The organism is Acetobacterium tundrae (assembly GCF_008086615.1).
GTDB classification, from domain to species: Bacteria; Bacillota; Clostridia; order Eubacteriales; family Eubacteriaceae; genus Acetobacterium; species Acetobacterium tundrae.
In genome coordinates, this window is the sequence record NZ_RXYB01000005.1 from 82,039 (window position 1) to 106,862 (window position 24,824).

At 38.7% G+C, this 24,824-nt stretch carries 28 protein-coding genes and 1 tRNA gene; 25 read left to right on the forward strand and 4 right to left on the reverse strand.

Features of this window, described 5'->3' with window-relative positions:
• Positions 1 to 3: 3 nt before the first annotated feature.
• The 3 genes from FZC40_RS17060 to FZC40_RS05870 are packed head-to-tail and all read right to left on the reverse strand — an operon-like array spanning position 4 to position 661.
• A complete protein-coding gene (locus tag FZC40_RS17060; protein ID WP_186843736.1) occupies positions 4 to 147 on the reverse strand; it encodes a hypothetical protein in 144 nt (47 codons plus the stop codon).
• A gap of 51 nt (positions 148 to 198) precedes the next feature.
• Positions 199 to 480, reverse strand: coding sequence for a helix-turn-helix domain-containing protein (locus tag FZC40_RS05865; RefSeq protein ID WP_148602992.1), 282 nt, complete (start codon positions 478 to 480; stop codon positions 199 to 201).
• 4 nt (positions 481 to 484) lie between these two features.
• Positions 485 to 661, reverse strand: a complete 177-nt coding sequence (locus FZC40_RS05870; RefSeq protein WP_148603087.1) for a phosphatase — start codon at positions 659 to 661, stop codon at positions 485 to 487.
• A 146-nt stretch (positions 662 to 807) separates the two neighbouring features.
• Between FZC40_RS05870 and FZC40_RS05875 the strand changes: the two genes are divergently transcribed.
• Together FZC40_RS05875 and FZC40_RS05880 are read left to right on the forward strand one after the other, a co-directional pair.
• Positions 808 to 1,377, forward strand: coding sequence for a helix-turn-helix domain-containing protein (locus FZC40_RS05875; RefSeq protein ID WP_148602993.1), 570 nt, complete (start codon positions 808 to 810; stop codon positions 1,375 to 1,377).
• Positions 1,378 to 1,409: 32 nt separating this feature from the next.
• On the forward strand, positions 1,410 to 2,795 hold the full coding sequence (locus FZC40_RS05880; RefSeq protein ID WP_148602994.1) for a tyrosine-type recombinase/integrase: 1,386 nt from the start codon (positions 1,410 to 1,412) through the stop codon (positions 2,793 to 2,795).
• Positions 2,796 to 2,926: 131 nt separating this feature from the next.
• Here FZC40_RS05880 and FZC40_RS05885 read toward each other — a convergent pair.
• A tRNA-Ala gene (locus FZC40_RS05885) sits at positions 2,927 to 3,002 on the reverse strand.
• Positions 3,003 to 3,327: 325 nt separating this feature from the next.
• Between FZC40_RS05885 and FZC40_RS05890 the strand changes: the two genes are divergently transcribed.
• From FZC40_RS05890 to recR, 23 genes are all read left to right on the forward strand, one after another.
• Positions 3,328 to 4,581 carry a sensor histidine kinase gene (locus FZC40_RS05890; protein WP_148602995.1) on the forward strand — a complete coding sequence of 418 codons (1,254 nt, stop codon included), beginning with the start codon at positions 3,328 to 3,330 and terminating at the stop codon, positions 4,579 to 4,581.
• A gap of 2 nt (positions 4,582 to 4,583) precedes the next feature.
• Positions 4,584 to 5,696, forward strand: coding sequence for a response regulator transcription factor (locus tag FZC40_RS05895; RefSeq protein ID WP_148602996.1), 1,113 nt, complete (start codon positions 4,584 to 4,586; stop codon positions 5,694 to 5,696).
• Positions 5,697 to 5,990: 294 nt separating this feature from the next.
• Positions 5,991 to 6,266, forward strand: coding sequence for a propanediol utilization microcompartment protein PduA (gene pduA, locus FZC40_RS05900; protein ID WP_148602997.1), 276 nt, complete (start codon positions 5,991 to 5,993; stop codon positions 6,264 to 6,266).
• A gap of 28 nt (positions 6,267 to 6,294) precedes the next feature.
• On the forward strand, positions 6,295 to 7,086 hold the full coding sequence (gene pduB, locus FZC40_RS05905) for a propanediol utilization microcompartment protein PduB (protein WP_148602998.1): 792 nt from the start codon (positions 6,295 to 6,297) through the stop codon (positions 7,084 to 7,086).
• 46 nt (positions 7,087 to 7,132) lie between these two features.
• Positions 7,133 to 8,794: a propanediol/glycerol family dehydratase large subunit gene (locus tag FZC40_RS05910; RefSeq protein ID WP_148602999.1), complete on the forward strand. Its 1,662-nt coding sequence runs from the start codon at positions 7,133 to 7,135 to the stop codon at positions 8,792 to 8,794.
• Positions 8,795 to 8,812: 18 nt separating this feature from the next.
• A complete protein-coding gene (locus FZC40_RS05915; protein WP_148566391.1) occupies positions 8,813 to 9,469 on the forward strand; it encodes a propanediol/glycerol family dehydratase medium subunit in 657 nt (218 codons plus the stop codon).
• A 15-nt stretch (positions 9,470 to 9,484) separates the two neighbouring features.
• Positions 9,485 to 9,988: a diol dehydratase small subunit gene (locus FZC40_RS05920; RefSeq protein WP_148603000.1), complete on the forward strand. Its 504-nt coding sequence runs from the start codon at positions 9,485 to 9,487 to the stop codon at positions 9,986 to 9,988.
• A 36-nt stretch (positions 9,989 to 10,024) separates the two neighbouring features.
• Positions 10,025 to 11,839, forward strand: a complete 1,815-nt coding sequence (locus tag FZC40_RS05925; RefSeq protein WP_148603001.1) for a diol dehydratase reactivase subunit alpha — start codon at positions 10,025 to 10,027, stop codon at positions 11,837 to 11,839.
• A 1-nt stretch (position 11,840) separates the two neighbouring features.
• The gene (locus FZC40_RS05930; RefSeq protein WP_148566388.1) at positions 11,841 to 12,215 is read left to right on the forward strand and encodes a glycerol dehydratase reactivase beta/small subunit family protein; all 375 of its coding nucleotides are present in this window, start codon (positions 11,841 to 11,843) and stop codon (positions 12,213 to 12,215) included.
• A 12-nt stretch (positions 12,216 to 12,227) separates the two neighbouring features.
• Positions 12,228 to 12,590, forward strand: a complete 363-nt coding sequence (locus FZC40_RS17545; RefSeq protein WP_148603002.1) for a BMC domain-containing protein — start codon at positions 12,228 to 12,230, stop codon at positions 12,588 to 12,590.
• A 63-nt stretch (positions 12,591 to 12,653) separates the two neighbouring features.
• Positions 12,654 to 13,307 carry a phosphate propanoyltransferase gene (gene pduL / locus FZC40_RS05940; RefSeq protein WP_148603003.1) on the forward strand — a complete coding sequence of 218 codons (654 nt, stop codon included), beginning with the start codon at positions 12,654 to 12,656 and terminating at the stop codon, positions 13,305 to 13,307.
• Between the two features lie 4 nt (positions 13,308 to 13,311).
• Positions 13,312 to 14,136: an ethanolamine utilization protein EutJ gene (eutJ, locus tag FZC40_RS05945; protein ID WP_148566385.1), complete on the forward strand. Its 825-nt coding sequence runs from the start codon at positions 13,312 to 13,314 to the stop codon at positions 14,134 to 14,136.
• A gap of 24 nt (positions 14,137 to 14,160) precedes the next feature.
• Complete coding sequence (locus FZC40_RS05950) at positions 14,161 to 15,000, forward strand: flavoprotein (protein ID WP_243135765.1); 840 nt, start codon at positions 14,161 to 14,163, stop codon at positions 14,998 to 15,000.
• A gap of 16 nt (positions 15,001 to 15,016) precedes the next feature.
• On the forward strand, positions 15,017 to 15,295 hold the full coding sequence (locus FZC40_RS05955; protein WP_148566383.1) for a EutN/CcmL family microcompartment protein: 279 nt from the start codon (positions 15,017 to 15,019) through the stop codon (positions 15,293 to 15,295).
• A 12-nt stretch (positions 15,296 to 15,307) separates the two neighbouring features.
• Positions 15,308 to 16,321, forward strand: coding sequence for a cob(I)yrinic acid a,c-diamide adenosyltransferase (locus tag FZC40_RS05960; RefSeq protein WP_148603005.1), 1,014 nt, complete (start codon positions 15,308 to 15,310; stop codon positions 16,319 to 16,321).
• A 36-nt stretch (positions 16,322 to 16,357) separates the two neighbouring features.
• Positions 16,358 to 17,767 (forward strand): aldehyde dehydrogenase family protein, encoded by a 1,410-nt coding sequence (locus FZC40_RS05965; protein ID WP_148603006.1) that lies wholly within the window; start codon positions 16,358 to 16,360, stop codon positions 17,765 to 17,767.
• Between the two features lie 14 nt (positions 17,768 to 17,781).
• On the forward strand, positions 17,782 to 19,107 hold the full coding sequence (locus FZC40_RS05970) for a 4Fe-4S dicluster domain-containing protein (protein WP_148603007.1): 1,326 nt from the start codon (positions 17,782 to 17,784) through the stop codon (positions 19,105 to 19,107).
• 27 nt (positions 19,108 to 19,134) lie between these two features.
• On the forward strand, positions 19,135 to 20,091 hold the full coding sequence (locus FZC40_RS05975) for a DUF7973 family transport facilitator (RefSeq protein WP_148603008.1): 957 nt from the start codon (positions 19,135 to 19,137) through the stop codon (positions 20,089 to 20,091).
• 57 nt (positions 20,092 to 20,148) lie between these two features.
• The gene (locus FZC40_RS05980) at positions 20,149 to 20,697 is read left to right on the forward strand and encodes a BMC domain-containing protein (protein WP_170253861.1); all 549 of its coding nucleotides are present in this window, start codon (positions 20,149 to 20,151) and stop codon (positions 20,695 to 20,697) included.
• Between the two features lie 146 nt (positions 20,698 to 20,843).
• Positions 20,844 to 21,881: a hypothetical protein gene (locus FZC40_RS17065; protein WP_186843737.1), complete on the forward strand. Its 1,038-nt coding sequence runs from the start codon at positions 20,844 to 20,846 to the stop codon at positions 21,879 to 21,881.
• 150 nt (positions 21,882 to 22,031) lie between these two features.
• A complete protein-coding gene (gene dnaX / locus FZC40_RS05995) occupies positions 22,032 to 23,741 on the forward strand; it encodes a DNA polymerase III subunit gamma/tau (RefSeq protein ID WP_148603009.1) in 1,710 nt (569 codons plus the stop codon).
• A gap of 103 nt (positions 23,742 to 23,844) precedes the next feature.
• Entirely contained in the window at positions 23,845 to 24,201 is a 357-nt protein-coding gene (locus tag FZC40_RS06000) for a YbaB/EbfC family nucleoid-associated protein (protein WP_148603010.1), read from the forward strand.
• Between the two features lie 8 nt (positions 24,202 to 24,209).
• Positions 24,210 to 24,809, forward strand: coding sequence for a recombination mediator RecR (gene recR / locus FZC40_RS06005; protein ID WP_148566376.1), 600 nt, complete (start codon positions 24,210 to 24,212; stop codon positions 24,807 to 24,809).
• Positions 24,810 to 24,824 lie beyond the last annotated feature (15 nt).

Sequence of the window (24,824 nt, forward strand, 5' to 3'; positions counted from 1 at the left end):
TCATCACCTCTGTTTCTGTTTTTCTTTTGCAATGATGTTTGCCACGGCGAGCCTTGGGGTAGGATCGTTTTTCCCGTACTCGTTTTTTCGCTCAAGGGCTTCTTCAGCTTTCTTTTTTTCCCGCGATCTTCTTCTTGATTTTGACATATAATTATCCTTTCATGCTCGAATACCTTATCAGGCATCTACAAGACTTATTTATCTCATTCCAATATTTTTTTTGAATTCTTGCATCCTATCCATCGGCACATGGCTTTTTTCATCTGGGGTAGTATTGATTATTGTTACTGGTGGTGGTGTGTTTAGAAATTCGATAACAGAATCCAAATTGATTAAGTGTCGGTTGCCAATTTGAACACTTTCTAACTTTCCTTCCTTCACAAGCCGCCTGATAGAGCTTTCACTCAATCCTGTGTTAGGATCTAAAGCCTTTATTTCTTTGGCGATTTCTTTTGCTATACGCATTCTCGGAATATCCATGTTGTTACTCTCCTTCCTTTAATTTTTTAATTGCTAATCTCTTCCAGTAATTAGCATTGTTTTTTTTAACCTTTTCCTTATTTTCGGCTCTCCATTTTTTATGATATTCTCGTTTAGCTTCAGCCGCCAATTCATCAAGATTTAAATTCTTTTCTAAGCATTCATTTATTTTTGTTTTCATTAATAGTGCTCCTTTCTCTTTATTTTTTTTCTTGCTTATGTTCGTCTTTCTTGCTATACTCATTATAAGGCAAGATAAAGTAAAACGCAAGCATAAAATGCGTAAAATTTATAGTGCAAGAATATATAACATTTAGGAGGGCTAAAATGGATAAAGTTATTATTACTGGACATGATGGAATTTTTGCGGTTAGACTAAGAAAATTGATGGAGGAGCCTAAAACAACACAACAAGAACTTGCTAGTAATGTTGGAGTAACGAGACAAGCTATTTCACAGTATATGGATGGTTCTGTTCAACCAAATATAGAAAAGTTTTATAAAATAGTTGATTATTTCAAAGTTTCAGCTGATTATTTATTAGGAAAAACTAATGTTAAAACACTTGATACGGATATTCAAGCAATAAGCGATAAAACAGGCTTATCAGAAGAGGCAATTGGAAATATTAAAGTAACTGCAAACACCCCGGAAAGAAAAGATATACTAAATCAATTTCTAAAAAGTGCACAGTTTAATAAATTGATATTAGATATTGAATATGCTGGAAAAGATTATATTTTAGCGCAAGAAGAGAAAAACACTATGGAAAACGCAGCAGTCCAAATTTTACCCAACGCAGTGGTTGATGGATATGAAATAAAACTATGGATCGCAAATAAAACTGCTAGTGAACTCATTTCTTACGTCATAAGATGCTATACTTCAAAAAAATGAGATATAAGTGTAACACGCTGAGGAGATAACAAATGGCTAATATAGAAAAAAGAGGTAACTCTTATAAAATAGTAGTATCTGGCGGTTATGATGTTACTGGCAAAAAGATACGTCACTCTAAGACCTACAAGCCCCCTGAAGGTTTAAACCAAAACCAAATTGATAAAGAACTCAATAAAATAGCCGTGGAGTTTGAAGAGAAATGTTCTCTGGGGTATGTCATGGATAGTAATATAAAATTGATTGATTTTATTGAAATCTGGTTTAGGGATTATGTAGGAAATCAAAATCTTTCTCCGGTAACGATAAAAGGGTATCAAGACAACTCTTTAAAAATAGCTGAAGAATTAGGTCATATCAAAATAGGGAAGATCACTGCAAAACAGGTTCAAGACTTCTACGCAAAAATAAAATGTAGTACAGGGGTAAGAGGTGGAGAAAAGTTCATGGTTACGGCTGAATATTTGGAAATTGTCTCTAAACTCAAACAAAAAGATATTTCCAGTAAAGCTAATATTAATGATGATACCCTTAGACGATTAAAAAAAGGCGGTCATACAACGCTTGAGGTTGCTCAAAAAATAGCTGAAGCAATAGAAACTGATTTTGATATACTGTTTACTTCTACCAACGAGAAAAAACCTGTTTCTAATAATACAGTCCTCCATTATCATAAGTTATTAAATAATATTATGAATACGGCGGTTAGGTGGGGTGTGATCCCCTTTAATATTATTGAAAAGCGTGTAGAGCTACCAAAATTAGAAAAAAAAGAAGCTTCATTTCTTGACGATAAAGAAGCCCTGGAATTTTTAAAGCTGCTTGATAAGGAACCTATAAAATATAAAACGGCTTTATATCTATTGATTTTTAGTGGATTGAGAAGGGGAGAAGTGTGCGGATTAAAATGGTCTGATATCGATTTTGATAGTAATGTTCTTTCTATTAAACGTGCGTTGAAGTATGTGCCAGGAGAAAAGGCTTTTGAAGGCAATACTAAAACATATAAATCAATGAGAAGTATTAAATTGCCATCATTCATTTTTGATATGTTAAAAACTTATCAGTTATGGCAATTAGAACAAAAAATTAAGGTAGGGGATCAATGGAAAAATAAGGATTATGTTTTTACCGGGTGGAATGGTGAAGCTCTGAACCTAGACACAATTGGTAATTATTTAAGAAGGTTTATTGCCAAACATAATCTAAAAAATATTCATTTGCATTCATTAAGGCATACGAACGCTTCTATATTAATAGCGAGTGGTGTAGACCTAAAAACAGTTTCCACCCGGCTAGGCCATTCTAATGTTTCGACAACTGGTAATATATACGCTCATGCAATCAATACGGCTGATGCAAAAGCAAGCGATGCCCTAGAAAATATCTTAATAAATCCTGATAATAAAGCTCTATAACTTAGGTTGTAGAGCTGTTTTATTTTGTAAGTAGTCCCCAAACAGTCCCCAACACGTGGGTTATTTGGCTAAATAATACTTTCAGACAATAAAAAAAGAGAACCTAATCGGCTCTCTTATACAATTCTTATTGGTGGAGATGAGGGGACTCGAACCCCTGGCCTTCTGACTGCCAGTCAGACGCGATCCCAACTTCGCCACACCCCCACAAGGTACGATCTTCAAGACACTTTTATAGTATAAGTGAGGTGTCTTTTATTTGCAAGTGTTTTTTGATAAATATGAATTCTTTTGACGAATTGATGTCGGAAAAAGGATTGGCTTATGAAAACGATATCGTATCCAAAAAATATCAGTTTCACCTAAAACAGCATTAAATTCAAAAATGTAATACAATATAATGCTACTTGGAAGCAAAATATTCTAAAATTCTAAAAAATATGCCAAAAATTTCCTGCATGTGTTATAATATTATACATTAGAAACCGTTTTGCATTAGAATTATGAGATTATTGTTTAAAGGGGTTGTTTTATGAGAGTCTTATTAAAGATCACTGACATTATTGACGTAGAAGTCTTGCAAAAAATACAGGATTCATTCTCTGACGCGACTGGACTTGCCGCAGTTACCGTTGACTACAAGGGCAATCCAATTACAAAGTATAGCAATTTCTCGGAATTCTGTAATTGTGTCAGAAAAGATAGTAACAATCGAGATTGCTGCTATCATTCGGATGCCCATGGTGGCATTGAATCAGCACGATCGGGAAAACCATCAATTTATCTTTGTCATGGCGGTCTGGTTGATGTAGCCGTTCCGATCATGGTAAAAGGTAATTATCTCGGGGCGATTATGGCTGGTCAGGTAAAAATTGACGCGGAAGAAATGAAACGGCTGCCATTAGGTGCAGGCCACGAATTGACAGATTTTTCCGGGCATTCTGAAATTACGGAACTGTATGAAAAAGCAATAACGACAACATTGACACAGGTAAAGTCAGCGGCTGATCTTCTTTATACCATCGCAAACTATCTTGTGGAAAAACAGATGATCCATATCATTCAAGAAGAACTGCACAATAAAAATATTGAATTAATGGAAGAAGTTAAACTGCGAAGTGAAGTTGAGGCATCCTTAAAAGAAGCGGATCTGAAGGCTCTCCAGGCCCAGATCAATCCGCATTTTCTTTTCAATGTTTTAAACACGATCGGTCGTTTAGCACTTCTCGAGGGAGCTGAAAAAACCCAGGACATGATTTACGCCTTTTCAGATATGATGCGGTATACGCTGAAAAAGGAAAAAAATAATGTTGTGTCACTAAAAGAAGAAATAGAACATGCTCAGAATTATTTATCCATTCAGAAAATGCGTTTAGGAAACAGATTGAATTATTCAGTCCAAATAGATGAGATGACAGAAGATATTTTATGCCCGTTTATGACAATTCAGCCATTTGTGGAAAATGCAATTATCCACGCTATTGAGCCTAATGCCAAGGGTGGAACAGTTAAGATAACGGCAGAGATTCAAAAAGAAGGTGCTATTTTAAAAGTTATCGATGACGGAAAGGGAATTCCCAAAGATCAAATACAAAAAATACTAGAGGGAACATACGAAGCAGACGGACGGGAAAAAAATACTGGAATTGGTATTAACAATGCGAACAAGCGGCTCATGTATTATTATGGTGTAGATTACGGGGTTGAAATAAAAAGTGAGTTAGAACAAGGTACCGAAATCACCATTAAAATACCCCGGAAATCTCTAGTAGGGAGGGGATTATAAAAATGTATAAACTGTTTATAGTTGAAGATGAACATTTGGAGATTGAAGCGATTAAACTTATTATTAATCAACACAGCGATAATATTGAAGTTATTGGGGAAGCATACTCTGGGTTAGTAGCAATAGAGGAAATTCGCCGTTTGAATCCAGATATTATTCTTTTGGATATTAATATTCCTGAAATTAATGGCATTGATGTTTTGAAAATGATCAAAAAAGAGGATCATGAAAAGAAAGTTATTCTCATTACAGCATTTAATGAGTTTGACTTTGCTCATCAAGCTATTAAAGCACGGGTAGATGATTTCCTTCTAAAACCCATCCGTCCGCAACAACTAATGGATTCAATCAATCAGAGCATCGCATCATTAAAAAATAATGCCAAAGAGCGATTCGATGAAAAGATGAATGAAGTTATTTTTGCAGTTATTCAAAAAAAATACAGTGATGCAAGAAATGCCCTAATCAATTATCTGGATATGATTTATGATTATTACACTTACGATATCATATCCGTTCAAGTCGAGATTCGCCATTTCATGGAAGAACTTAATATTGTGACTAAGGATATGTGTGGTTATGAACTGACAAGTCCGCTATGTTCCAATAACAATATGCAAGTTATTAACGGATTTAAAAATCGTTATGATTTAAAGATAGAAATCATGAAAACAATTGATAAAGTATTTGATAAAATGCTTGATAATAAGGAAACAAGGAAGAATAATATCGAAGATATTCTAAATTATATTGACCGGAACTGTTACAAAGACATTTCTTTGGATCAAGTGGGGGAATATGCAAATATGAGCTCTTATTATCTGAGTAAAATTTTCAAAAAAGAAACCGGTGTAAACTTTGTGACTTATCTCACTGAACGAAAAATTGAAATAGCAAAGGATATGCTGGCCAATACAGACGTTCCAATTATTAACATTGCTTTGGATCTTTCGTATCATGAACCAAATTATTTTAGCAAAGTATTTAAAAAGAGTACCGGCATGACGCCAACTGAGTATCGAAAGGAACGAAGAGGTGAGCTGCTGGAAGAGAACAACATGGGAAACCTTGCAAAAGACGAAAAGTATTCAGAAAAGCAACGAGAAGTTTCCTAATTAAGTCGCAAATTAAAAAGTTGAAAATACAGGACAGGAAAGCCTTTAGGCAGACCTGCCCTTTTTTTTCCTGTAAAAAAAAAACGACTGCAATAAAGTGTAAGTAACAGACAAAATATTCCATGTGTATTTTGACAAAGATAATAAAAAAGAGGTATATTTTGAAGTTTTCATGGCAATCAAAAGAAAGGGTCAATAATTTTATAAGAATAGCACAAGTAATTACCATAGACTTTGCATTAAAATATAGGTAGTTTCAGAAACAAAATCTTGAAATTAAGGAGGATGAAGCTTATGACAAACGAAGCTTTAGGGATGATTGAAACCAAAGGTTTAGTTGCTGCAATTGAAGCAGCAGATGCTATGGTAAAATCAGCCAATGTATCATTAATGGGCTACGAAAAAATCGGTTCAGGATTAGTAACCGTTATGGTTCGTGGAGATGTAGGAGCTGTTAAAGCAGCTGTTGATGCAGGTGCTGCTGCAGCTGATAAAGTTGGACAAGTTGTTTCAGTACACGTAATCCCAAGACCACATGGTGATGTGGAAAAAATTTTACCAAGCATATAAAATTTTATAATTACGGAGGTGTAAATTAATGAAAGATGATTTAATGAACAAATTGATGGAAGAAGTTATGAAGAAAATGGATGAGGTTAAGGAAACGGGCACGGTTGCAGCTGCTACTGGTACTGGTGTTTCCGGATTGACTGAATTCGTTGGAACAGCAGTTGGAAACACGATTGGTTTTGTAATTGCAAACGTGGACAAAAGCTTGCATGAAGCGATGAAAATTGATCCTAAATACAGATCTATCGGTATCCTCTCCGCTAGAACTGGTGCTGGTCCTCAAGTTTTCGCTGCTGATGAAGCTGTAAAAGCTACCAATTCAGAAATCGTATCAGTTGAATTTGCAAGAGATACTGAAGGCGGCGCAGGTCATGGCTCTTTAATTATCTTTGGCGCTGAAGATGTATCTGATGCTAAACGAGCTGTTGAAGTCGCATTAAATGATTTAAACAGAACCTTCGGAGATGTATACGGTAATGCTTCAGGCCATTTGGAATTCCAATACACAGCAAGAGCAAGCTTTGCTTGTAACTACGTATTCGGCGCTCCTATCGGAAGAGCTTTCGGTATCATTGTTGGCGCTCCAGCTGGTATCGGCGTTTTAATGTCTGATGCTGCTTTAAAAGCTGCTAATGTAGATCTTGTTGGTTATTCTTCACCTGATAATGGCGGAACAAAATTCTCAAACGAGTCAATGATCTTCATAACAGGCGATGCTGGTGCAGTCCGTCAAGCAATCTATGCTGCTAGAGAAGTTGGAAAACAAGCTTTAGAAGCTCTTGGCGGTCCATGCCCATCTACTACAACTCCTTATATTTAAGTAGCTGTTTGTAAGTTTTCGATAGAAAGAAGGAGGAATGAAGACAATGAAGTCAAAAAGATTTGAAGCTTTAGCAGCTCGTCCAATTAAAAAGGACGGTTTCGTTAAAGAATGGCCAGAGGTTGGTTTAATCGCTATGAATAATCCTGGAGATCCTACTCCAAGTTTATGCATTGAAAATGGTGTTATCGTAGAAATGGATGGTAAAAAACGAGCAGAATTTGATATGCTTGATACTTTTATCGCTAACTTCGGTATCCGCAAAGAAAAAGCAGCAGAATATATGGCAATGGATTCTCTGAAAATTGCCAATATGCTTGTTGATATAAATGTTCCAAGAGCAATATGTGTTGATATTACAACATCCATTACTCCTGCTAAAATAACAGAAGTACTTGGACTTATGACAGTATTAGAAATGATGATGGCTCAAAGTAAAATGAGAGCGCGTTTAATGCCTTCTAACCAATGTCATGTTACCAATGTAAAAGATAATATGGTTCAAATCGCTGCTGATGCTGCTGAAGCTGCTATCCGTGGATTTGATGAAATGGAAACAACCGTTGGGATCGCTCGCTATGCACCATTTAATGCTTTAGCTATTATGGTCGGTGCAAATGTTGGACGCCCAGGTATCTTAACACAATGTGCCGTTGAAGAAGCGACTGAACTTGATCTGGGTATGAGAGGCTACACCGCTTATGCTGAAACTATTTCTGTATATGGTACAGAAGCAGTTTTCATGGATGGTGATGATACGCCTTACTCAAAAGCTTTCTTAGCATCATGCTACGCTTCTCGTGGCTTGAAAATGCGTTTTACATCTGGTTCTGGATCAGAAGTACAAATGGGTTATGCCGAAGGTAAATCAATGCTTTATCTGGAAGCAAGATGTTTATATATTACTAAAGGTGCCGGCGTGCAAGGCAGCCAAAACGGTTCTGTTTCTTGTATCGGTGTTCCAGCAGGGGTTCCAGGTGGTATTCGTGAAGTATTAGCTGAAAACTTATTAGCTGCATGTTTAGATTTAGAATGTGCTTCTTCTAATGACCAAACTTTTACACACTCTGACTTAAGACGAGTTGCTCGTTCATTAATGCAGATGGTACCAGGAACTGATTATATCTGTTCTGGTTACAGCTCAACTCCAAACTATGATAATATGTTTGCCGGTTCTAACTGGGATGCAGAAGATTATGATGATTGGAATGTCATTCAACGTGACTTAAAAATCGATGGTGGTTTGCAACCTGCTGATGAAGAAACTGTTGTTGCTGCTCGTGCTAAAGGTGCCCGTGCAATGCAGATAATCTTCAAAGAATTAGGCTTGACAGAAATCACTGATGCAGAAGTAGAAGCTGCAACTTATGCAAATGGTTCAAAAGATATGCCTGACCGTGATGTCGTAGCTGATTTAAAATCGGTAGAAGATTTATATGGACGCGGCGCTACTGCAATTGACTTTATTAAAGCTTTGGAACGTGGCGGCATGCATGATGTTGCTGAATCGATCTTTAATATCCAGCTGCAAAAAGTTGCTGGTGACTACCTACACACCGCTTCAAAATTAAGTTCTTCATGGGAATGTATTTCTGCTGTTAATTATCCAAACGATTATCATGGAGTAAAAACTGGTTATGTTATCAGTGATGAAAGATGGGCACAAATCCAGGATATTCCATGGGCTATTGACCCAGCAAGCATTTAAGGAAAGGGGTGTAAAAAAATGGCTATAAATGAACAAATGTTAAAAAGCATTATTGAAGATGTATTAAAAGAAATGACTGGCGCCGCTCCAGCCGCAAGTGCTCCTTCTAAAGTTGCCGCTGCTGCAGGTTCTGTTAAGCTTACTCCAATTGGAGATGCAAAACAAGGCGTTGCATCCGATGAAGTTATCATTGCTGTGGCTCCTGCTTTTGCAGAATACCAACATGAAACAATCGTTGGTATACCACATGACAAAGTTCTTAAAGAACTGATCGCCGGGATTGAAGAAGAAGGTCTTAAAGCTCGTGTGATTAAGGTTTATAGAAGTTCTGATGTTGCTGTATGTGCTCATACCGCTGCAAAATTAAGTGGATCAGGTATCGGTATTGGCATCCAGTCAAAAGGAACGACTGTAATTCATCAGAAAGATCTTCCGCAATTAAGCAACTTGGAATTATTTTCTCAAGCACCATTGATCGATTTAGAAACATTCCGAGCAATTGGGAAAAATGCTGCTAAATATGCTAAGGGTGAAAGCCCAGCGCCAGTTCCGGTTAAAAATGACCAGATGGCTCGTCCAGCCTATCAAGCTAAAGCAGCATTGTTGCATATTAAAGAAACAGAACATGTTGTAGAAGGCAAAAAGCCTGTCGAACAACAAGTTTCATTCGTATAAGTGGAGGTGACCAGAATGACACAAGAACAAATGTTGGAACAAATTGTTAAACAAGTTATGAGTTCTATGGGTACCGCTGCAGCTCCCGCTACATGTGCTACAGGAACTGTTACCAAGGAAGATTACCCAATCGGAGATAAAAGACCAGAATTGATCCACTCTGCAAGCGGTAAAGGATTCAAGGATCTTACATTAGATAAATTATTATCTGGCGATTTAAAAGCAGAGGATTTAAGAATCAGCCCTGAAACCCTTGAATTGCAAGCACAGGTTGCTGAATCAGTAAAACGTGGCGCATTCGCATTGAATTTAAGAAGAGCTGCTGAACTGATCGCGGTTCCTGATGCTCGTTTGCTGGAAATCTATAATGCAATGAGACCTTACAAATCTACTAAAGAAGAATTGCTTGCTATTGCTGCTGAACTAAAAGATCAGTACAAAGCACCTATTTCGGCATCATTAGTAGCTGAAGCAGCAGAAGTATATTATGCAAGAAAGAGATCAAAAGAATTCTATTAAGATTATCAGTATAGGATTTGTTTGGAGGAATAAAATATGATTATTGCAGGAATTGATATTGGCAACGCAAGTACTGAAACAGCGCTTGCCCGATATGTCGACGGAAAACCTGAGTTCCTTGCCAGTGGTATCGTGAATACTACCGGCATGAAAGGAACACGCCAAAATATTCATGGAGTTTTCGCCTCATTAAAACAAGCCTTAGAAAAAGCTGGTTTGGCTGTAGAAAATGTTGATTTAATCCGTATCAATGAAGCTGCACCCGTTATTGGTGATGTAGCCATGGAAACAATTACTGAAACAATCATTACGGAATCCACCATGATCGGTCACAATCCCTCTACACCAGGGGGATTGGGGATCGGTGTTGGTGTGACTGTAGACATAAGGGAAGTTAATAGTTGTGATAAAGGCGCATCAGTGATCGTTATTATCCCGAAAGAAGTTGATTTTGACGCTTCTTCTCAAATTATTAACCATGCTGTGAAGAATGGCATATTTGTGAATGGTGCCATTGTCCAACGTGATGATGGCGTTTTAATTAATAACCGTGTTGACAAAAAGATCCCGATTGTTGATGAAGTTTCGCTTATTGATAAGGTACCGATGAACATGCGTGCTGCTATTGAGGTAGCTGCACCGGGTGCGGTAGTTGAACAATTATCAAACCCATATGGCATTGCCACCGTATTTGATTTAACTTCTGATGAGACAAAACAGGTCGTTCCTGTTTCCCGAGCGCTCATTGGAAACCGTTCAGCAGTTATCATTAAAACTCCGGCAGGAGATGTAAAAGAAAGAAAAATACCAGCCGGAAAAATTATTATTCAGGGAACTAATAAAAAGGCCGAGATTAATGTTGATGATGGTGCTGAAAAAATTATGGAGGCAATACGCTCCGTGGCTCCGATAGAAGATATTAAAGGTGAAGCTGGCACAAATGCCGGCGGAATGCTTGAAAAGGTTAGACAAGTTATGTCAAATCTGACAGAGCAGCTTCCCAGTGCGATCAAAATTCAAGATTTATTAGCTGTCGATACGTTTGTTCCACAAACCGTAAAGGGTGGAATGGCAAATGAATTTTCGATGGAAAATGCAGTAGGAATTGCTGCCATGGTAAAAGCCGATAAATTACAGATGAACATGATTGCACATGAATTGGAAACTGAACTTGGCGTGAAAGTTGAAGTAGGAGGCGTTGAAGCCGATATGGCGATTCGCGGCGCACTTACAACACCAGGCAGTGACAAACCTTTAGCAATTATCGATATGGGTGCTGGATCGACAGATGCAGCAATAATAAATAAGGCTGGCGAAATCAAGTCTATCCATTTAGCAGGTGCCGGCAACATGGTTACCCTGCTGATCGCATCCGAATTAGGATACGAGGATATGGGCTTGGCGGAAGATATAAAAAAATATCCATTAGCAAAAGTTGAAAGTTTATTCCATATTCGTCATGAAGATGGAACCGTTCAATTTTTTGATAAACCACTTGATCCAACGGCATTTGCACGTGTTGTTATCTTGACACCTAATGGAATGATGCCGATCCCAGGCAATGTTTCCCTGGAACGGATTCGAACGATACGTCGAGATGCGAAAACAAAAGTGTTTGTTACAAATGCAATTCGTTCATTAGAACGAGTTAGTCCCACCGGAAACGTGCGTGATATTGAATTTGTTACTTTAGTTGGAGGTTCAGCATTAGATTTTGAAATTCCCCAATTGGTAACCGATGTTTTGTCGAAACACAGCATTGTAGCAGGTCGGGCAAACATTAGAGGGATTGAGGGCCCACGTAACGCAGTAGCCACTGGCTTAGTTCTTGCTTACGAAGAAGGTGTGTAATATGCGTATGAATTTCGATGCCCCAAAACCGGAAATTATGGTATTGCATGGTAAAAATATTACTTATCAAAAGGTCGTTGACAATGTATTAAATGGTATTGAAGAGGAAGGCATACCCTTTTTAGTTGTAGAAATGGAAGAAGCCGATCCCGTGGAGCTTGCCTTTAGAGGAGCAGAGTTATCAAATCTGGGGGTTGGCATCGGGATTACTGAAAAAGAAGTGGTCCTTCATTTTATCAAATTAAAAGAAGATCAACCAATCTTCAGAATACCGGCTTACAGTGATGATACGACGCTTCGCGCAATTGGAAGCAATGCGGCTCGTCTGGTAAAAAGGATGCCATTTAAAAATCTTGATAATACAGAACTGTCGTAAGGAGGGGCTAATTTGAGTAGAAAAGAGGCTGTAGGCCTAATTGAAGCTATCGGGTTGGCCACGGCAATAGAAGCAGCAGATGCGGCAGTAAAGTCAGCAAATGTAAGACTTCTTGGTTATGAAGCGTGTCGCGGTGATGGTATGTCAACCATAAAAGTGGTTGGCGATATTGGCGCCGTAAAAGCAGCTGTTGAAGCTGCCACCGCTGCTTGTGCAAAAGGTCGAGGCTGCTTTACAAGTATTGTAATTGCACGACCGAGTGAAGACATTGAAAAATTAATTTACAATAGCCAAACAGTTGGATATACATTGCCTGAAGAGCCAGAAGCAGAAGTCGCCATTCAAGAAAAAAGAGAAGAAACTGAAGAAGAGTAAAATGTTAATTGCTATTCTCAGCGATTCAGACATAAGTGATCTTTTGTAGAAGAGGTGTTAATTATGAACGAAAATGAAAAAAAAGTAATTGAACAGATCGTCATTAATACGGTCAAAAAACTAATGAATGAAAAAGATAGTCCAAATCGAGTCGTTTTAGGAATATCAAACAAGCACATTCACCTATCTCAAGAGGATATTGAGACATTATTTGGGGCGGGCTATCAGCTAACCAATATAAAAGACCTAAAGCAGCCCGGACAATATGCAGCAAAGGAAACTGTCAAAGTTATCGGATCAAAAGGGTGCTTTGAAAAGGTTCGGATTTTGGGGCCGGCCAGGCCAGAAAGTCAAATTGAAGTTTCTTTAACAGATGCCAGAATTTTGGGTATCCAAGCACCAGTATGTGAATCAGGTAAACTTGAAAATACACCAGGAATTACTTTAGAAGGTCCAAACGGAAAAATTGCACTTGATAAAGGCGTGATAGTCGCACTTAGACACATTCATATGCCTCTTGATATAGCAGCTAGGCTTAAAATTAAAGACAAGGACTGGGTCAGTGTAGAGACATGTGGTGTTCGTAAAACAATTTTCTGTAATGTGCTGGCAAGGGTATCGGATAAATATGAGTATGAAATGCATCTTGATACGGATGAGGCAAATGCAGCAGGACTAAAGAATGATGATTATTTAAAAATAATCCCCAACAGGTGAAATAATGGATTGGAAATCTGGTAATGACGCAATATTGGAGTTTGCAGAACTAATCCGTGAAAAAAAAGCCAACCCTTATACCGGCGAACTGAAAGTTGGCGTGGATCTTGGTACTGCAAATATCGTTATCGCAGTGGTTGACGAGAATAATCGTCCCATTGCCGGAGCTACTCAAAGAGCGTCAGTTGTCCGCGATGGGATTGTCGTTGACTATATCGGAGCGAGTCAAATTGTACGAAAACTCAAAGCTGAGGTAGAAGCAATAATAGGTGTAGATTTATCTTATGCCAAGGCCGCCACAGCCATCCCACCTGGAATCATGGCCGGAAATGCAAAGATTATCTCTAATGTTGTTGATTCAGCAGACTTCATTGTCACAAATGTTGTCGATGAACCAACGGCTGCAGCTACAGTTCTCGGCATCCAGGATGGTGCTGTTGTAGATGTCGGTGGTGGAACCACCGGGATCAGCATTCTCAGACATGGTGACGTAATTTTCACAGCCGATGAAGCAACAGGGGGTACTCATATGAGTCTTGTACTGGCCGGTTTTCATCATATAAGCTTTGAAGAAGCAGAGGAACTTAAGAGGAACGAAGAACAAAGAAAAATATTTCCGATTATCAAACCGGTTGTAGAAAAGATGGCATCCATTGTCAATCGTGCTATTTCGGGATATGATGTCGATGTGATTTATGTGGTTGGCGGTGCCTGTATTTTCGATGATTTTGAAAAAGTATTCGAAGCCGAAACGGGTATTAAAACGATCAAACCAGTAGAACCATTATTGGTAACTCCATTAGGGATCGCCTTTAATTGTCAAAGGTAAGAAATGTGGTGATAGAATTTGGACATGAAGAAAATGCTCGACGACAGTTTGATGGATATTTTAATCCAGAAGATTGTTGATGAGGTTATCAGGCGAATAAAAAATCAGCCTAAAAAAGCAGTTGTGTTCTTTACCGGAGGCGCAATTGGTTTTAGGCAGTCGATGGATTCACTGTTGAAATTACAAAAAGATGGTTGGCAATTAAAAGTTGTCCTTTCTGACGATGGCATGAAGGTATTAAATCCGGATGCTATTCAAAAAGAATTAAATCTTGATAGTGTTTATCACAGTGGAAATATCAAAAGCCAAAAGGAACTGTACAGTTCCGCGGAAGTTCTTATTATTGGAACAATGAGCATCAATACTGCTGCAAAAATTGCAACAGGGGTAACGGATTCGGTTTTCCTAACAATTATTAACCATGGCATTATGGCTGGTATTCCGGTGATTGCGGCGAAAAATGCCTGTGATCCCGATGATCCGCAAAGAGCGGAACTGGGAATGGGAAAATCGTCTCAGAAGTATCGACAAATGTTAATCAATAATATGGATACACTTTCTGATTTTGGAATGCAATTAGTAAATGGTGAAGACTTATACACTACTTGTGTTAGTGGAACCCCCACAGTAAACAAAAAATTAATTGTAGCAGGCACAGCTGTTCCAGAAAATATAGAACCAGCAGTAAGACCAGCGGTCACCGCAAAAAGTGGCGAATGTGTTTTAGATAAAAAAGTTATCTCGCGTTCGGACATTTTAAAAATACGGGATGCAGAAGTGGTTAAAATACCGGCTGGATCGATTGTGACAGAATATGCTGTAGAAGCCATTAATACATTTGGACTACAAATTATAAGGATTTAACGAGGGTGGTGAATTTATGCAGTTAGCAAAAGTAGTTGGAAACGTAGTATCAACTCAAAAAGATAAAAATCTGGTGGGCTGTAAACTATTGATAATTAAAAAAATTGATGAATATGGCGAATATGAAAAATATTCAAGTCAATCAACAGCCGTTGCGGTAGACTCCGTAGGGGCAGGCATTGGCGAAACAGTTATTGTGACATCAGGCAGTAATGCCCGCTATGTTTACGGTGATAAGATGGCGCCACTGGATATGACTATCGTTGGTATTGTTGATGAAATTCAGATCGTTTAGTGAGGTGAAATAATGCCGAATGTGTACACCCGAAGCGGGGACAAAGGTGAGACAGGCCTGTTCGGGTCGAGTCGGACACCGAAGGATGATATCCGTGTTGATGCATATGGAACCATGGACGAAGCAAATTCAGCCATCGGGCTAGCCTATTCACTAAGCGAAGACCAGGAAATCCGTGAAATTCTGCACTATTTGCAAAAGCGAATTTTTGTATTAGGGGCGGAGCTTGCCAGTGATGAAAAAGGGAAGTTGATGTTAACGGATAGAATTACCCAGGACGACGTTGATTATATGGAAGATGTTTTGGATCATTATTTAGCAATCATCGGACCGCAAAAGAAATTCATTATACCCGGTGCTAACCCATCATCGGCAGCACTCCATGTTGCTCGAACCGTCGTAAGAAGAGGCGAGCGATTAATTGTAACATACAATCGCGAGAGTGAAGGTAGCCGACCGGAACTGGTGAAATTTGTGAACCGATTGTCGGATACACTTTTTGTTTTGGCGCGCACAGAAGAATTTTACGGGTTGATCAAAGAAGTTGTCAGCCGGGTTGAAGATAAATTAGCAGCGTTAGGACAAACCGAAGAAGCTGAAGTTGATTCAAAATGTCAGAAGTTTGACTATTCATTACTGACATTAGCAAAGAAAATGGCTGCGGCAGCCAGAGTTAAAGCAATAGAAATAAATGTCCCAATCGTTTTTTCAGTTGTTGACACGGGTGGAAATCTGGCCTACTTCGAACGGATGGAAGATTCACTGTTGGGAAGCATTGATATTTCAGTGAACAAGGCATTCACAGCCAATGCACTGAAAATGCCAACTGATCAACTTCCCGGACTTGTAAAAGAAAAGGGTTCTCTTTACGGTATTCAATGGACGAACAATGGTCGCATGGTGGTATTTGGCGGAGGATATCCGTTGAAATATAATGGCAAAATCATTGGCGCGATTGGTGTCAGCGGGGGAACGGTTGATGAAGATATGACCATTGCACAAGCTGGACTAGCAGCATTAAAATAAGACAAAAAAATTAACTTGATCCAGGAGGTACCTAGTATGAATATTGATACAACAGGTATAGAATATATTGTAAAAAAAGTGATGGCAGAAATTGATTGTGCAGAGGAAAGTGACAAGGCCTTAAAAGATGGTGAGTTAGGTGTATTTAATGATATGCAAAACGCCATTGATGCAGCATATATTGCACAAAAGTCATATATGCAAGAGACATTAGCATTCCGAAGTAAATTAATTGCAGCCATGAGAGCAGAAATGCTGAAAAAAGAAAATATGGAAACAATATGCCATATGTCTGTTGAAGAAACAGGCATGGGTAATTATGAACATAAGTTGATTAAACACCAGCTGGCGATTAATAAGACACCAGGTGTCGAAGATCTTGTTGCTGAAGCGTGGACCGGAGATAATGGTTTAACTTTAAATGAACAATCTCCATTTGGTGTGATCGGTGCTTCAACCCCTTCAACAAACCCCAGTGAAACAGTTATTAATAACTCAATTGGTATGTTGGCTGGCGGAAACACTGTCGTATTTGCTCCCCATCCAAGTGCGAAACGAACAAATGCTTTGTGCGTAAAACTTTTAAACAAAGCGATTATAGCAGCAGGCGGACCGGAAAACTTAATCGTAACGACGGCTAATCCAACGCTTGAAAGTGCTAATTTAGTATTTTCAAGCGATAAGATCACCATGCTTTGTGCAACCGGTGGTCCTGGGGTTGTAAAAGCGGTATTACAAAGCGGCAAAAAAGGAATTGGAGCAGGTGCAGGTAATCCTCCGGCATTAGTAGATGAAACAGCAGATATTGAAAAAGCGGCTAAAGATATTGTTGATGGATGTTGCTTTGATAATAATCTTCCCTGTATCGCTGAGAAGGAAGTTGTTGTTGTTGATCAGGTGGCGGACTATCTTATCTTTAATATGAAAAAGAATGGCGCTTACGAATTAAAAGATGCTAAAAAAATTGAAGAATTAGCTGAGCTTGTTTTTCCAAATGGCCGCTTAAGCCGAGATTATGTTGGCCGAGATGCAATAACAATTCTTAAGGGCATTGGCATTGAAGCAGATCCTTCAGTTCGTGTTGTCATGATGGAAACAAGTAAAGATCATATCTTTGCTGTTGAAGAGTTAATGATGCCGATTCTGCCGATTGTTCGAGTTAAAGATATTGAAGAAGGCATCGAAGTTGCCGTTAATTTGGAACATGGAAATAGACATACAGCGATTATGCATTCGACAAATGTTAACAACTTAAGTGAAATGGCAAAAAGAGTGCAGTGTACTATTTTTGTTAAAAATGCTCCTTCTTATGCTGGTATCGGTGTTGGAGGTGAAGGATATACAACCTTTACAATTGCCGGACCTACAGGTGAAGGTTTAACATCTGCTAAGACATTTACTCGAAAAAGAAGATGTACATTAGTAGGAGGATTTCATATTAAATAATAGAGGTGTTGTTCATGAGCGCAAATTTAGTTGAATTGGTACAAAACGCCGGCATCGTTGGTGCTGGCGGGGCGGGGTTTCCGACCCATGTCAAAATAAATTGTACAGTTGACACAGTTGTTGTCAATTGTGCAGAATGCGAACCATTATTGCGCGTTGATCAACAATTAATGGCGTTGGAGACTGTTAAAATATTAACAGCTCTTCAAGCTGTTATGGATCACACACAAGCAAAAGAAGGTATCGTTGGTCTAAAAAAGAGTTATAAACCGGCAATTGAATCATTGAACAAAGAATTGTCCGCATTTCCCAGAATTAGAATGCATCAGCTTAAGAGCTTTTATCCGGCAGGTGATGAACAGGTTCTTGTTTATGAGACCACAAAACGAATTGTACCAGAAGGTGGAATTCCGTTAAACGTCGGTACTTTAGTCATAAATGTCGAGACACTTTTGAATATTTATGATATACTAATCGACAATATTCCTGTTACGGATACTTATCTAACACTAACAGGAGAGGTTAAGAATAAGATCACAACAAAAGTACCTTTGGGTATCACTGTTCGTGAAGCATTGGAATTAGCCGGAGGAACGACCATTGATGATTATGTTGTAATAAATGGTGGCCCAATGATGGGAAAAATCGTTGATATAGAGTCAATGATTACAAAAACCACAAAAGGACTTATTGTATTACCAAAGGATCATTCTTTGATTCTTTCCAAGACAAAGTCTATAAAGGAAACCATGAAAATGGCGGGAATGGCTTGCATGCAATGCAATTATTGCACCGAATTATGTCCACGATATGCATTAGGACATGATCTGCAACCGCATAAACTTATGCGAATTGCTGCCTATGGTTCAACCTGTGATACGACCACCCAAGCTACAAATGCATTTCTATGCTGTGCATGTGGCTTATGTCAATATGCATGTGTAATGGACCTACAACCTTGGAAGTTCAATACCATGCTCAAACAAGAACTTGGAAGCAAAGGGATAAAAAATCCTCATCACAATGCTCCGACGGAAACCGAACCATTCAGAGAAGGCAAACAGTTTGATGTTCACCGTTTAATATCACGATTGGGACTGACGAAGTATGATCTTCCGGCGCCAATGGTTGAAACGGATAAAACATTCACTAAAGTCAACCTATTATTGTCACAACATATAGGTGCTCCTGCTATGGCTGTGGTAAAAGTTGGAGATCAAGTGGAAAGAGGACAACTCGTCGCTGACATTCCAGACGGGAAACTAAGCTCAAAAGTTTTTGCAAGTATTAGCGGTAAGATTATTACCGTGGATAGTGAAAAAATCACTATCGAGGCCTGAAATTTTATTTTTAGAAGGAGGATAATTATGGACTTTACTTTATTAATCGCTGCTTTTGGTGGCGGTCTGCTGGCAACAATGCTTGGTGGGTTAAACTCATTCATTTTCTGTGGTCTTCTTGCCCTGGCAGCAATTTTGGGCGGACAAGCTGGCGCACCAGCGATTGGAATTTTTGCTTTCGGTCCTGTATTCGGACCACATGTTGCATTTGCTGGTGGCGTAGCCGCTTCAGCATTTGCAAAAACAAGAAATCATATTGAAAACGGTCAAGATATCGTAACACCACTTTGTACAACTGGTGATCCGATGGTATTACTCGTTGGTGGTATTTTCGGTATGATCGGCTTTATCATTCAATACATTGTTTCTGCACTGCTGGGACCAGTTCTTTTCTCTGGTATCCTTGGTACTGGAGCAACATCTTGGACTGATACTGTTGCTTGTACCGTTGTACTTTCCGCTATTATTGTTCGTTTAGTATTTGGCAAAACTGGCCTGACAGGAAAAACTCCGGCTGGAGAAACGCGTGAATACGTAGCTAAAGGTCAACGTTTAGGATTTGTTCTTTTAATGGGTCTGGGTCTTGGACTTCTAAGTGGTGGCGTTGTTTCTGCGTTAGGAAACCTTGGTTTTGGCGGATCTGAAACAGCTCTGTATCTATTTAAAATGTCACCAACAATCTTCTTTGCTATTGCTGCTATTACTCTAATATTTATTACTTGTGGATTTGGATTTGAATGCTGGCATCATGTTGGTTATCCAGCTGCGTCAACTGCAGTTATCATATTCACAGTAACAAGAAGCCCATTTGCAGCAATTATTGGTGCAGCAATCACAGGAATGTTCACAATGTGGTTCGGTGATTTTGTTCTTAGAACTTTCAATAGTCATGCAGATACTCATATTGACCCCCCTGCCTGCACAATCTTTGTTATGCAAACAATCAACTTATTAATTTTAGGCGGATTAATTTTCGTCGCATAGACAAATTTGTTATTGATTTAGTCTAAATTCATTCACAGTATAGAAAGAAGTGGTATTTTGAATAAAGCAGTTGGTTTTATGGAATTTAAGAGTATTCCACTTGGCATAGAAGCCACTGATGAAATGCTGAAATCCGGAAATGTTGAGCTGCTGATGGCGTCACCTCTTTGTCCAGGTAAATATGTAAGTATTATTGCTGGAGATGTTGGGGCCGTTGAAGCGTCAATAAAGAATGGATCGCATGTAGGCGGTATCTTTGTATTGGAATCCTATGTAATACCAAATATTCATGATGATGTTTTACCCGCCATGTTAGGTGCAGGTGAAATCAGCGATGTGAAGTCTCTTGGTATTGTTGAAACGATTAATGCAATCTCTTCTATTTTAGTAGCCGATATTTGTGCGAAAGCCGCAAATGTCGAGCTTATTGAAATACGAATTGCTAGAGGCTTGGGTGGTAAAGGCTTTGTATTAATCACTGGTGAAATATCTTCTGTTAAATCAGCCATACAAACGGCTAAAAATGATATGGCGGAATCGAACCTCATAACGAGTTACTCGGTTATCGCATCTCCTCATAAGGATATTCGAAATATCCTGTTTTAACAAAGATAACAAATTATAATGTAAAAAAAACAAATGGCTTCGGTCATTTGTTTTTTATACACAAGATTTTTATTTTTTATAAATGCTCCAAGGCCATTTATAAAAAATAGAACGAAATAAATATAAAAGCATATAAGGAGATTATCATGGCTAGAAAAAGCAAACCTAAATCACAATTAATTAAAGAAACGGCTGTTCAAAATAGTTCTGAAACAACGAATTCAAGTGAAGTGGGGAATGAAGAAGTGGGGAAGTTTGATGATTTTCTAAAAAAAGTAGGAAGTACTTTTAAAGTCTATGATGAAAAGTCTGAAGCAGCCATTGACAACAATTCGAAAACGGAAGAAGCAGAAGAAAAAAAAGCGGCGAAAGCAGAGGCAAAAGCGAAAGCAGAGGCAAAAGCGAAAGCAGCGGCAGAAGCGAAAGCAGCGGTAGAAGCGAAAGCAGCGGCAGAAGCGAAAGCAGCGACAGAGGCGAAAGCAGCGGCAGAAGCGAAAGCAGCGGCAAAAGCAAAGGCAGCGGCAGAAGCAAAGGCAGCGGCAGAAGCCAAAGCAGCGGCAGAAGCGAAAGCAGCGGCAGAAGCAAAGGCAGTGGCAGAAGCGAAGGAAGCGGCAGAAGCAAAGGCAGCGGCAGAAGCGAAAGCAGCGGCAGAGGCGAAAGCAGCGGCAGAGGCGAAAGCAGCGGCAGAGGCGAAAGCAGCGGCAGAAGCGAAAACAGCGGCAGAAGCAAAGGCAGCGGCAGAAGCAAAGGCAGCGGTAGAGGTGAAAGCAGCGGCAGAGGCGAAAGCAGCGGCAGAGGCGAAAGCAGCGGCAGAAGCGAAAGCAGCGGCAGAAGCGAAAGCAGCGGCAGAAGTGAAAGCAGCGGCAGAAGCCAAAGCAGAAGCCAAAGCAAAGGCAGAAGCTAAAGCAAAGGCAGAAGCTAAAGCTAAAGCTAAAGCTAAAGCGAAAGCTGAGGCAGAGGCCAAAGTTAAGGCACAAGAAGAGGCTGAAGAGAATAGCAGAAAAGAGCTAAAAAGAAAAGCGAAAGAATTGCAGGAAATGACAACTAAAGCGAATGAAAGAGCAATTGCGAAAGAAAAGAAGATTAGGGAGGAATTGGCTCAGAAACGTCAAAAAGCACAAGATGAAAAAGAACGTGAAAGACAAGCCAAAAAAGAAAAAGAATTACCTTTCTTTCTAATGTAGCGATTCATTTATAATTGATCGGTATGGTGAAGATCATCATCAACTTGAAGTTCCTTGGATAATGGGGAGCTTCTTTTTTATTGATGAACTATACAAATAAAGGGGATTGTAATATAATTAAAGAAAAGAAAAAAAGAAGAAGAGGAAAATATGGCATATTTAGCACTCTATCGAAAATATCGACCCAAAACCTTTGATGAAGTTGTGGGACAGGATAGTATAACACGGATATTAAAAAATCAAATCCAGTATAACCGTGTCGGACATGCCTATCTTTTTTCTGGCATCCGGGGTACTGGAAAAACGTCATTAGCTAAAATATTTGCGAAGGCAATTAATTGTCCCAATAGCATTGATGGAAACCCCTGCAATAAATGCGAAGTTTGCTTAAAAGTAGATCGTCCCGGGGTAATGGACATCATTGAAATAGATGGGGCATCCAACCGAGGCGTCGATGAAATTCGTGAAATTCGTGAAAAAATAAAATACCCCCCAACCGTTGGGCAATACAAGGTCTACATTATTGATGAAGTGCATATGTTAACAAAAGAAGCATTCAATGCCTTGCTGAAAACATTGGAAGAACCTCCGGTACATGCCGTATTTATATTGGCAACCACGGAACCAAATAAATGTCCGACAACGATTTTATCACGATGTCAACGCTATGAGATTCGTCCTATTCCGAAAGCATTGATCATTGGACAAATGAAAAAGATCTGTAATGATCTGGGCGTTACCATGAGTGAACAAAGCTTTGATTTTATTGCAACTCGTGGCGAAAATTCCATGCGTGATGCGCTCAGCTTATTGGATCAAATCATCGATTTAAAAGACAGTGAAGGGTGCGTTTCATTTGATGAATTACTGGCATTTACCGGTATGGCGGATAAAACGAACATTCATGATCTGGTATTAAAAATAATAAAAGGCGATAGCAGCGGCGTTTTAGTAAGTCTCAGAGATTTAGTCAGTCATGGTAAAGAAAGTCTGTTATTAATGGATCAACTGATTGAGTATCTCAGGGGGATATTAATTACAAAAACAGCTAAGGAGACAGCGAAAGATATTTTGATTTGTACGACCGAAGATTTTGAAGCTTACCGGGAAATAGCCGAAAAAATAACCTTCGCTAAGCTTTATCAAATGATTACCCAATTAATTGATGAAAAAAATAAATTGAAATATAGCAGTCTGCAAAGTATAATCGTAGAAATGGCGTTATTAAAACTCTGCCTTGAAGATGAAGCGCCAGATACTGAAAAACAAAAAAAAATGCATAGTACAAAAAAAGAAATAAAAACAATTGAAGAAGAACCAAAGGCAAATTATAAAATTGATCGTTTGACAATTGATGAGAAACATAGCGATACACAAAAACCAAGTGCGGAGGAAATCTCACCTGAAATCATCAAGATTGAAAACGATGAAGAAAAGAAAGAAATTCCACAACAAACAAAGGCAATAGCGGAATCACAAAAGAAAGTTCAAAATGAAGAAAAGAAGCTTCCCCAAAAAAATGGGTCAAAACATGATGAAATGAGGCTTTTCAAAAAATTATGTGATGAAATAGGAAAGACAAATTCAGCTCAGGCCATGTTTTTAAAACGTGGTGAAGCAATATTACAAAATGATGATCACCTGGATATTATTTATACAGCTGAAAATAAAAATTATTTTCAGTTTGTCAACAAACCGGAATTTATCAAAAGTTTCGAAACCATTTTATCAGAAGCAACAGAGAGAAAAATAACAGTTGCGGTAAGACTTGAGGAAGACAATTTCAGCAAAATGGATTTGACTGAAAAAACACGACGCATTGTGAATAATGATGACGTAAAGATAATAAAAAACGAATGAGTAAAGAAGAAATCTGCTAAAAAAAAGATAGTGATATCCGTGATGCTTTAGTGATATAATAGTCTCGATATTAAGATTGAAAAAGAACGTAGGAGGATATATAATGGCTAAAAGAAAAATGCCTGGCAGTATGCCCGGTGGTATGGGTGGCGGAAATATGAATAATATGATGAAACAAGTGCAAAAAATGCAACAAGATATGGAAAAACTTCAGAGTGAATTGGAAGAAAGAGAAGTTGAAGCCACTGCTGGTGGTGGCGCCGTTAAAGTAGTGGCCACAGGAAAGAAGACCGTCCTGTCAATAAAAATCGACCCTGAAGTTATTGATGAGAATGATATTGAAATGCTGGAAGATCTTATCATAGCAGCAGTCAATGAAGCAATAACAAAAGCTGAAGACATGGTCAATACGGAGATGGGAAAAATCACCGGTGGTATGAACATTCCGGGTCTTATGTAGGTTTATTGATGGGTTATTATCCGCAGACCCTGGAACGCTTAGTTCTTGAACTAGGAAAGCTGCCTGGTATTGGCGAAAAAACAGCGCAGAGACTGGCGTTTCATATTATTAATTTATCTGACGAAGAAATATTAAGCCTCTCTGAAGCGATCGTATCAGCAAAACAAAAAATTGTATTGTGTAAAAAATGTTTTAATATTACGGATAAAGAAATCTGTGATATTTGTGAAAATCCCAAGCGTGATCAAGAAACAATTTGCGTTGTGCAAAATAGTCGGGATATCTTCGCAGTTGAAAAAACACGAGAGTACAACGGTCTGTATCACGTGCTGCACGGTGCAATTTCACCTTTAGACGGTATTGGTCCACAGGATATCAAGGCTAGGGAACTTTTGCTGAGAATCGGAGAAAACGATATTAAAGAAGTTATTATGGCAACAAACGCAACTGTTGAAGGCGAAGCGACGGCCATGTATTTAGGTAATCTTATCAGCCCCCTGGGAGTAAAGGTGACACGTCTTGCTAAAGGGATTCCTATCGGAGCTGATTTAGAATATACAGATGAAATTACATTGATCAAAGCATTTGAAGGAAGAAGCGAGATCTAAATACCTTTAAAAAAA